We start from the raw sequence: 6512 nt of genomic DNA, 5'->3' as shown, positions 1-6512 counted from the left end.
GTTTGAGCCGGTTGTTCTCGTCCTCCAGCTCCTTCAGCCGTCGGACGTCCGCAGCCTCCATGCCACCGTACTTCGACTTCCACTGGTAGTAGGTCGCCTCAGAGACCCCGATCTCCCGACAGACGTCCTTCACCTTCCGGCCGCCTTCGACCTGCTTCAGCGTCTGAACAATCTGACTCTCCGTAAACCGACTCTTGCGCATCTCGGCCTCCTTTGGCTCTAGTGTGCCCGGAGACCTCCAGTTTTCAATGGACCGAATTTACGGGAAGGCGACACCACCGCACACCGGCCGCGGCGGCTGGACCTGGTACACCGGGGCGGCCGGCTGGATGTACCGGCTGTCGGTCGAGACCCTGCTGGGCCTGCACCTGGAAGCCGACCATCTGCGCATCGCGCCCTGCGTCCCCGCGGACTGGGACGCCTACCGCATCCACTATCGCTACCGCGAGACGGTCTACCACATCACCATCCGGCCGACCGCGGAACGCGAAGGTCAGGCGACCCGCATGACGGTGGACGGTGCCGAGTGCCCGGATTCACGCATCCCATTGGTGGACGACCACCAGGAGCATCATGTCGAACTCCATCTCGTTTCAAAGACGTGATCGCGCCCGGCCGCGCCAGCATCGGAGCGAGCAACGGTGGCGTGTACGGTACCGCACAGACCCCCCGGGGTGCCTGTGACAGGGTGATGCATAGGCGCTCGACCCGGCATCGGGCCAGGTTACTCATTAAGGGGGGAATGTGGACATGGACACATCAAAAAATGGTTACGCGCGGGCTGCGCTGTATCTAATAACTTCATTATTCATCTTGTTGAGCGGTTGCAGTGACAGCAGGGACGAGGTCCTTGGGAGCGACAAGGCGGAACCGACACCATCTGAAGCACCCACAGTGACAGCCGTTGCTCCGCTCAACGATGCCACTGGCGTAGCGATCAACCTCAAGGTTATTTCTGCCGAGTTCAGCGAACCCGTTACCTTGGGTAGCGATGCCAGCTTTACCGTCAACTGCGAAGATCAATGTGTCAGCCCCACGGGTACAGTCGGCATGGATTCGGAAAACCGGCTGGCAACATTTTCCCTGCCAGAAGAACTCGAACCGCAGACCCGCTACACGGTCACGATCAGCGATGTGGAAAGTATCGCCAACGGCGTGGAAATGAGTAAGCCGTTTGTCTGGAGTTTTACCACCGGAGCCACGGCCGATCTCACGCGACCCACTGTCATTTCGACTCAACCCGAGACCACCGACCCCGGCCCCACACCGCATGTTCCCGCGAATACCGCTATCAGTGCAGTGTTCTCTGAAGACATGGATCCGGCATCCATCAATGAGAACAGCTTTACCCTGACCTGCGACTTCGCCTGTGTATCACCGACAGGCAGTGTCAGTTACTCCGTCGGCTCACGCACGGCCGTGTTCACGCCTGATGAGCCGCTTGAGGTCGGCACCGACTATACGGCCACCATCACCAGCGACGCTACGGACCTGGCCGGTAATGAACTGGCAGGCAATCAGGAGCCATTGCCTGCGTCCAGCGACTACGTGTGGACCTTCACGACCACGGTGGAGACTATCCCGGAGAACGTCGAGGTGCTGTCCACCCAGCCACTGGATGATGCGGACGATGTATGTCCAACGGCCACGGTAAATGCCACCTTCGATGTGCCCTCCGGACAACGGATGGACCCGCTGTCGATTACCTCCGCCACCTTTACCGTGACCGGGCCGGCCCCCGATTTCACCCCGGTCGAGGCCACGTCGGTGTTGCTGGATGAGTCCACCGGTCAGACCGCGACATTTATTCCGCTGGACCCGCTCACTGAGGGCGTTACCTACACGGCGACAATCCTGGGTGGTCCTGACGGGGTCAAGGATCTGGCGATCCCGGCCAACGAGATGCTTGAGGATTACAGTTGGAGCTTTACCGTCGGGCCGGAATGTCTGCAGCCTGTCGACTTACAGACGGTATCCCCCTTTGGCACCTTTGGCGGTACGGCCGGCATGACCAACGAAGGTCTCTTGACCGTGATCCGGGGTGATATCGGCACGATCGCCACCGCCACCAGTTCCATCACCGGCTTCTATGACGACGAAGATGAGTACACCACTACCCCCGCGAACCAAGGCTACGTTGACGGCACCATTTTCACCTGCGCGCTATCAACCACGGGCCCAAACTCCGACACCGTGGACCCCGAGAAGTGTGCGATCGCCGAACAGGCACGCCTGGATGCCGAAACCGCCTATAACGAACTGGCTGGTTTGCCAGGTGGCCCCGATCCGGCTGCAGGTAATCTGGCCAATCTGACTCTGGAACCCGGGGTTTACACGGCAGGCGGAGGCTCCTTCATGATTGAAGGAGGCGATCTCACCCTGGATGCGCAGGGTGACCCCAATGCCGTGTGGGTCTTTCAGATGGCGACCACTCTGACGGTTGGCGGCCCCGGTGCTGATTTCCCCCAAAGCGTAATCCTCGTGAATGGCGCCCAGTCCAAGAACGTCTTCTGGCAGGTCGGCAGCTCCGCAATCATCAATGCAGCCGGCGGGGGCACCATGGAGGGCACGATCATCGCCCAGGAGGGAGCGGCCATCTCGACCGCGGGCAACGTTGAGATTGTGACGATCAACGGACGTGTCCTGTCCCTGGGGGCCTCGGTCACCATGGTGAACACCGTCATCAATACTCCGGCGCCGTGATACCCGTAATCTATATACATCTGGAGAAGGACATGAACACGTTAAACATGCCACAGGAAGAACGGCGGTTTATGAGTCCCAGGGTGATTACGGGCGCATTGTTGACCGCTGCCTTGCTCACCACCACCCCCGTGCTGGCCGAGGAGGAGCGCGGATGGTATCTCGGTGCCAATATCGGCCAGTCGGCAGCCAATCTCTCTCATGAACGACTCGACGACGCCCTGGAGGGAACCGCGTTCACCGTGACCGGAATCGATGATGATGACCGGGATCTTGGCTATAAGCTTTTTGGTGGCTATCAGTTCAACCGGAACTTCGCCCTGGAGGGAGGTTACTTCGACCTGGGGGGCTTCAGTTACACCGCATCCACCCGGCCGGAGGGCACCTATAAGGGCGAGATTGGCGTGCGCGGCATCAATGTCGACGCGGTGGGGATGGTGCCGCTAAGTGAACGGTTTTCCGCCTTTGGTCGTTTCGGCCTGACCTACGCCGAGGCGAAGGTGGGATTCTCGAGCACGGGCCAGTTCCATGTCGCCGGCACCAGCCCGCGAGAGCGCGACGTGCAGTACAAGTTCGGGGCCGGCTTGCAATATGCCGTGACCCCGGCGCTGGGGCTGCGTCTGGAAGCGGAACGCTACCGGGTCAACGATGCCGTGGGCAACCGAGGGGACATCGATCTGTTCTCGGTGGGCATGGTCTACCAGTTTGGCGCGGGCTCGGGCGAGGCTCGCCCGGAACGCACAGCCGCTCCTTAGGTTGCCCGATGTGTTTTCAGGTTCATCGCAATTCAGCGTGAACCGGGTTCTACCCCAAGGCAGAACCCGGTTTTTAGTCGCCAATCTGAGGGAGGCATCCTACACTTGCGAGGGGGTCCACTTGGCATCTGCCAAATAACGCCCCTTCGCAAAACAACACGGTGTGTAGTGGTCAACTTTTGCGGACATTTCTGAAAAGGCTCAGCATGAGCCATTAGGAGGTGTTCATGACCCAAAAAGGAATCCCATGACCGAAGACACCAGAGCCCCTGAGCCCCCCCAGCACGGTCTCCCTCCCTTTGATGAAAGGGAGCGACTAGCCGAACTTCGCTCTCTCGATATCCTGGACACCCCAGCGGATAAGTATTTCGATCGGTATACACATCTCGTGGCAGAGATATTCAAGGTGCCCATGGTCGCGGTGTCCCTGGTTGACGAGGATCGTCAATGGATCAAGTCCTCCGTCGGCGTGGAGGTGGGGGAAAGGCCTCTCGAAGACTCTTTTTGCGTCCACGCCCTCGAAAAGAACTTGCTCGAAGTCCCCGATACCTTGGAAGACGACTTCTTCCGCCACCATCCGTTGGTGGTGGGGTCTCCTTTCATTCGTTTCTACATGGGCACCGTTCTGCGCGGACCCACCGGCCAGCCGCTCGGCACCCTGCATATCATGGACACCGAGTCTCGTTATCTCTCCGAGCTACAGCGCACATGGCTGGTGACCTTCGGTCATATCGTGGAGGAGTTGATCATCCACAACCATGCCTTGAATGATGCCCGTGACGGCGCCAGACGGGCTAGTCTTCGCAATACGCTCACCAACCTCCCCGATCAGGTTCTTTTCGTCAGGACCCTCAAACACTTAATCCGCATGTCGGAAGAGAAGGGACGGTATCTGGCCATACTGTACGTGCGTGTGAACAAGCTCGACGAGGTCAGCCGCGTCCATGGCCGCCCCACCCGGGATGCCATGCTGTACCACTTGGCCGAGCGTCTGATCGCCACGGATGTCAAGACGCTAACGGTCGGTCACTTGAGCCAGGCTTGTTTCGGGGCGGTGATAGATTTGCCCTCGTTGGATGACGTCTTCGACGTGGTCACTCCCATCACCAATAAATTGACCAGTCCCATTGAAGTAGAGAACACGACGATTCGACCTGATATTGACGTAGGCATCAGCCTGTCTCCCGTGGATGGCCTGACTCCTGAGGATCTGTTGGGGAATGCAAGCGCTGCGTTGGAGGGGCCGAGCTCCCATGCCGGTCTGTATGTTTTCAGTCACAAGGTGGAGGAACGGGCACTACGCCGAGACACGATCGAGCAGCATCTGGAATCTGCACTCCGCGATCAGCAGTTGACCAAATATTATCAGGCTCTGGTGGCCGTCGACGGCAGTCGCATCGTGGGTTTCGAGGCGCTGGCGCGCTGGCAGGATGCGGAACTGGGCAACGTGAGCCCGCGGGATTTCGTGCCTATAGCCGAAAAGAATGCCCGGCTGTCAAAGATGCTGACGGAATGGTCGCTCAAAACGGTCGCCGGCGAGTCGCCTCAATGGCCTTTCCGAGCCGGAGATCCGCCCCTGCGTATCGCCATCAACATTTCCCCCGCCCAGTTCCTTGGAGACGGGTTTGTCGGCCGTGTGCTGTACATCCTGGAGGAGCATCGATTGGCCCCGGAGCGCCTGATTCTGGAACTCACCGAGGAGAGCATCCTGACCAACGTCGACAAGGCGATCCGGACCATGCGCGAGTTTCGCAATCACGGCGTCCACATCTCTCTGGACGACTTCGGAACCGGCTATTCGTCGCTAAGCCATATTAAAGACTTGCCCCTCGATACCCTCAAGATCGACAAGAGTTTCATCGACGACCTGACACACGATTCGCGATCCGCCCAATTGGTCGATGGCATCATCCACATCGCCCATGGCCTCGGGTTGCAGGTGGTTGCGGAAGGAGTGGAACACGAAGCCCAGCGCGCCCTGTTGCAGGAGTCAGGGTGTGATGTGATTCAGGGCTACTTGTTCAGTCGCCCCCTCCCGGCCGAGGACGCCTTGGCGCTGCTCAAAAACTGGACGCCGGCATCGTGAAAATCCGCTGCGAAGGCATGACCGGCTTCTTGCCAGTCGGCCTTTGATGCATGTCGGCTCGGCGATTCGTTGATTCACCGAAACGCGACGTGGGGGGCGGGTGACGAGTGACAATTGGATAACAGGGGGACGATCCGTTGCCGCATTTGGTCCCTGATCGGGGCCTTTGCGAAAGTGTTTAATAGCATCTTTCAGGCGAGCCCGGCCTTCACAGTGCATCGTTCCGAGCCGGCGTGATCGAGGTCATCAGCCGGATGGCCTACGGCTATCAGGCATACCGAATATTTGATCCCCGATATTCGGCATGCCTTTCACGGCAAAGTGCGATGAACCAAAACATTCTCGGCGGCGTATTCCTCGGGATCTTCGAGGTCGATGAATTCGTCCTCGGCGAACTCGGCGCGCTTGCCTTCGAATGCTGCCGAGACGTACCGCAGGAAGAGCAGACCAAGGGCAACGTGCTTGTACTCGCCGGGATCCATCGCCCCGCGCATCTTGTCGGCGGGAGCGAAGAGAGTCTTTTCAATGCGTTCAGCCACGATCTGTCGCTCCTTCCATGTGTGACGAGGGTGTGACCGCACATCGAAACTCGGGCCACGATCGATGTAGGAGCCCGAGCATATCAGGCGGCCATCTAGGCGAGCACGCCTGAGGTTCTCATGCCTTGGGAACGGCTTCGTTGTCCGTCACCGCCAGGTATCTGACGTCAACTATTTTGGCCGGTCAGCGACAACCACTTTGGCCGGTTGGTCGTCGGTGTTGTCAGACCGCTGAGGCGGTCTTGGTTTTCTTGCGTTGCTCGGTGTGCGCGCGCTTTCTGTAGCTCTCGCCGCTGAGCTCGACGACATGGGCGTGATGGATCAGCCGGTCGATGGCAGCGACGGCCATCATGTCGTCGGGGAAGATGGCGTCCCAAGCGCTGAAGGGCTGATTGGAGGTGATCAGCAGGCTGCCCGCCTCGTAGCGAT

General features: G+C 59.3%; 6 protein-coding genes and 1 pseudogene. 4 read left to right on the top strand and 3 right to left on the bottom strand.

Annotation, left to right across the window (positions count from 1 at the left end; genetic code table 11):
- Positions 1 to 202, bottom strand: a 202-nt coding sequence (locus tag F618_RS0114235) for a transposase (protein WP_018938172.1), incomplete at its 3' end; no start/stop codon positions are given.
- A 55-nt stretch (positions 203 to 257) separates the two neighbouring features.
- Here F618_RS0114235 and F618_RS0114230 point away from each other — a divergent pair.
- From F618_RS0114230 to F618_RS0114215, 4 genes and pseudogenes are all read left to right on the top strand, one after another.
- Positions 258 to 605 (top strand): annotated as a pseudogene (locus tag F618_RS0114230) (glycosyl hydrolase family 65 protein); the annotation flags it as partial.
- 145 nt (positions 606 to 750) lie between these two features.
- Entirely contained in the window at positions 751 to 2703 is a 1953-nt protein-coding gene (locus F618_RS15105) for an ice-binding family protein (protein WP_038071734.1), read from the top strand.
- Between the two features lie 32 nt (positions 2704 to 2735).
- Entirely contained in the window at positions 2736 to 3458 is a 723-nt protein-coding gene (locus tag F618_RS0114220) for an outer membrane beta-barrel protein (RefSeq protein WP_155998054.1), read from the top strand.
- Positions 3459 to 3705: 247 nt separating this feature from the next.
- Positions 3706 to 5544, top strand: coding sequence for a bifunctional diguanylate cyclase/phosphodiesterase (locus tag F618_RS0114215; protein ID WP_019568962.1), 1839 nt, complete (start codon positions 3706 to 3708; stop codon positions 5542 to 5544).
- A 311-nt stretch (positions 5545 to 5855) separates the two neighbouring features.
- Here the strand turns inward: F618_RS0114215 and F618_RS0114210 are convergent, their stop codons facing one another.
- Entirely contained in the window at positions 5856 to 6083 is a 228-nt protein-coding gene (locus F618_RS0114210) for a type I restriction-modification system subunit M N-terminal domain-containing protein (protein ID WP_019568961.1), read from the bottom strand.
- A 223-nt stretch (positions 6084 to 6306) separates the two neighbouring features.
- Positions 6307 to 6512 (bottom strand): ATP-binding protein (locus F618_RS15100; protein WP_019568960.1); only part of this gene is annotated, 206 nt, incomplete at its 5' end.

Source organism: Thioalkalivibrio sp. ALMg13-2, from assembly GCF_000381185.1.
In the GTDB taxonomy this organism is placed as follows: Bacteria; Pseudomonadota; Gammaproteobacteria; order Ectothiorhodospirales; family Ectothiorhodospiraceae; genus Thioalkalivibrio; species Thioalkalivibrio versutus.
This window is presented reverse-complemented; position numbering and strand designations above follow the sequence as displayed.